Source organism: bacterium (assembly GCA_041648665.1).
GTDB lineage: Bacteria > UBA10199 > UBA10199 > 2-02-FULL-44-16 > JAAZCA01 > JAFGMW01.
The window spans coordinates 1-3,490 of record JBAZOP010000178.1; the positions used below are offsets into that span (position 1 = coordinate 1).

A 3,490-nucleotide genomic window follows, 5' to 3' on the forward strand; every position below is an offset into this window, starting at 1 on the left:
GTTCTCCGCCTGCGCGAACTCCGGCTCGGCCAGGAGCTGCATCTCCCCGTCGACCATGAGATCCGAGCTCGGTATCGCGGCGAGCAGCTCCTCGGAGAGCGACATGGCGTTCATGAGTATCCTGTCGTAGTCCTCTCGGGTCGCGGCGAGCTCCCTCCGCGCCTTCTCGAGCGCATCCTCCAAGGAAAGCCCTGAAAAGGACTGGTTGCAGTAGTTGTTGATCCTCTCGATGTCAGGGTAGGTGAAGTCGTCGGCGACATCGATCAGGCGGTTCTGCACCGCGCCGTCCTGCGACACGAATATGCCCAGCAACCTGCGGCCCGAGAGCGGAACGAACTCCATGTGACGAAACCTCACCCTGCCCGCATCCGGGGTCACCACCATGCCGGCATAGTGGGAGACCGCGGCGAGCATCCTCGATGTCCTGGAGAGCACGGCGTCGATCCGCCTCTCGTCTCCTGAACAGCGGCTCTTGATCTCCTGCATCTCCTGATCGGTCAGGTCGTGGCGCTTGAGCAGCGTCTCAACGAAGACGCGCATCCCCAGAGCGGTCGGCACCCTGCCCGCGGATATGTGAGGCTGGGCCAGAAACCCCATATCGGTGAGGTCGGCCATGATGTTTCGCACGGTCGCAGGAGAGAGGTGATCGTGGTGCTGGTGCGCGATCGTGCGGCTGCCCACCGGCTGGGCGCTGGCGATGTAATCCGAGATCAGGATGTCGAGGATCTCAAGGTGTCTTGTCGAGGCTCTATGTGTCATTTTTAATAATAAATTCGGTTAATTGGCAGCTCTCAGGAGAAGCCGCCGGCAAGCTAACAGCCATAGGCCCCATTGTCAACGGCGGCTCCTGCAGTCCCCAAGCAGCCTTGCGAGCGACTCCTTTATCCCGCCCTTGCCCCAGGAGGCGGAGGCCTCCTGCCTCATCACCTCTTCCAGAGAGACGCCCCGGGCCAGCTCCTTGATCGATCTCATGGAGAGGATGAGGTCCGGCTCGAGGTCGTGCTCGGCCGCCACCTTCGCGCGCCACGACTTTATGACCTCCATCATATCCGCGGACTGGAAGGTCCTCTTCCTCTTCCCAGGCGAGGAGGGCCACGAGAGGCCGCGGCCCGCCTGCCCTCTCTTGACTGCGGCGACGATCTCACCTGCCGCCCTCTGCCTGCAATGCGGATGCATCCCGCGGCGGCGTTTCACATCCTCCACGTCGCGAGGGGGCTTCACCGCCAGATCTATCAGCGCCTCGTCCGAGATCACGCGGAACGGGGGCAGATCGAGCGATTTCGATATCTCCTCCCTCAGCTCAGCGAGTTCATTGAGCACGGCCAGCGCCCTGCTGTCGCAGGAATCCCTCGCGCCCTTGACCCTCGCGAAAAGCGGCCGCGTATCCGGCTCGAAGCGCAGCATCTCGCGCTCGGCGAACCTGACCGCCGCCCAGTCGGCGCGGCCGAGCCGCTTCAGCTCCGCATCGAGCCTGTCCCTGAGCTCTATAAGGTACCTCACGTCGCACGCCGCGTACTCGAGCATGGCCTCGGGCAGGGGGCGGATCGTCCAGTCCGCGCGCTGGAACCGCTTCGAGCCCTTGACGCCGAAGTGCTGCTCGAGCATCGACGAGAGCCCGAACTGCCTGTGCCCGCAGAGACGCGCAGCGATAAGGGTGTCGAAGATGTTCCTGGGGCGCCAGCCGAAATCGCGGTCGAGCGACCGCATATCGAAATCCGCGTCGTGCATCACGATCTCGACCGCGGGGTCCTCGAGCATCTTCCGCAGCGGCGAGAGATCCAGCCCTGCCAGCGCGTCTATGATGTATGAGGCCCCGGGGGATGCGAGCTGGATGAGGCAGACGCGCTTCTCGTAGTGATGCAGTCCGCTGGCGCACTCCAGGTCGAACCCTATGCAGGGCTCTTCTGAAAGGGCGCCCGCCATAGCATCCACGCCTTTCTGCTCATCGACGAGTTCGTAGCCGCGAGTCACGGCCTGAATTGACATCATTTCCGGCCGTGATGCGACAAAAAAATAAGCCGCACCTATGATTCGTGTCTGAACCAGCCTTGCGTCCTGAGGCAGATATTCACGAGCATGAGCATCACGGGCACCTCGATCAGCACCCCTACGACTGTCGCAAGCGCAGCTCCAGAGGAGAGGCCGAAGAGCATCGCCGCGGTGGCGATGGCGACCTCGAAGTGGTTGGACGCCCCGATCATCGCGGCGGGCGCCGCGTCACGGTATGAAAGCTTGAGCAGCCGGGCCAACCCATACCCCAGCGAGAAAATCAGGACCGTCTGGATGAAGAGCGGCACGGCGATCCACAGTATCGTCAAGGGATTGCCCAATATCATGTCGCCCTTGAATGAGAAGAGCAGCACGAGGGTCGCAAGGAGAGCGAGAATCGTGATCGGCGTCAGGATGTGAAGGAACGTCTGTTCGAACCACTCATAGCCTTTCCACGCGACGAGCCAACGGCGCGAGAGGTAGCCCGCGATCAGCGGCAGGGCCACGTAGATTACGATAGAGAGCACCAGCGCCTGCCATGGAACCGGGAGTTTTCCTACGCCGAGGAGGAAGCCTCCAAGCACGCCGTACAGGACGAGCATGGAGAGCGAGTTGATCGCCACCATGACGAGTGTAAGTCCGTCGTTGCCGCGCGCGAGATAACCCCACACGAGCACCATGGCGGTGCATGGCGCGATGCCGAGCAGGATGCAGCCCGCCAGGTAGCTGCGCCATAGCGGGACCTCCAGCATCTTGACGCCGTTTGCCAGAACGACCGTTCCGGCGCCGTGACCCGCGCCCACGGGGAGATCCAGACCGAAAGGCATCTTCACCAGATCGACGGCATCAGGGCCGATGAAATGATAAAACAACGTGCCAAGGAAGAAAATCGCGATGGCGTACATGGTAAACGGCTTGATCGCCCAGTTGACGAAGAGCGTGAGAAACACGGGCTTGCCGCTTTTGCCTGCCTTGATGACCTCCGCGAAGTCTATCTTCACCATGATGGGGTACATCATGAAGAAGAGACACACCGCTATCGGTATTGAGACTACCGGGGCGTCGTTCACGTATATGGCCATGCCGTCGAGATATCGCGCCACCTCCGGCGCGATTTTGCCGAGCAATATTCCGGCCACGATGCACAGGATCACCCAGACGGTGAGGTATCTTTCGAATACGCTCAGGCCCTTCAGTCTCGTTGCAGCCTGCGCTTCGCTCACCATGTTCAAACTCCTTTCACCGTATTCGGCTTCCTCGCCGTGATGTTCAGGCTGGTCACATAATCGCTTGGCTTTGCTGTCAGCGGAAGTTTGTCGGCGATCTCGCGGTAGAGGGGATCCGACCACTCGGCCATCTGGTCGATGTAAGCCGATTTGGTTTCAAAGACCAGCTCGACAAGGCCCACTGCAAGGGCCATCTCTTTGGTCTCATCCAGCGTGACCGCACCTGCGACGCAGGCAACGAGGGCAGCGACGGAGGCCTTCACCGCGTCCGGAAG

Annotated in this window: 4 protein-coding genes; all 4 read right to left on the reverse strand. The window is 61.4% G+C overall.

The genetic code is table 11. The features are described 5' to 3' along the window. Positions 1 to 759 (reverse strand): heat-inducible transcriptional repressor HrcA (hrcA, locus tag WC683_20295; protein MFA4974951.1); only part of this gene is annotated, 759 nt, incomplete at its 3' end. A 75-nt stretch (positions 760 to 834) separates the two neighbouring features. Further along, positions 835 to 1,971, reverse strand: coding sequence for an HRDC domain-containing protein (locus WC683_20300; protein MFA4974952.1), 1,137 nt, complete (start codon positions 1,969 to 1,971; stop codon positions 835 to 837). A 53-nt stretch (positions 1,972 to 2,024) separates the two neighbouring features. After that, positions 2,025 to 3,215, reverse strand: a complete 1,191-nt coding sequence (gene arsB, locus WC683_20305; GenBank protein MFA4974953.1) for an ACR3 family arsenite efflux transporter — start codon at positions 3,213 to 3,215, stop codon at positions 2,025 to 2,027. Between the two features lie 2 nt (positions 3,216 to 3,217). Continuing rightward, on the reverse strand, positions 3,218 to 3,490 hold a 273-nt coding region (locus WC683_20310), incomplete at its 5' end, for an arsenite S-adenosylmethyltransferase (GenBank protein ID MFA4974954.1).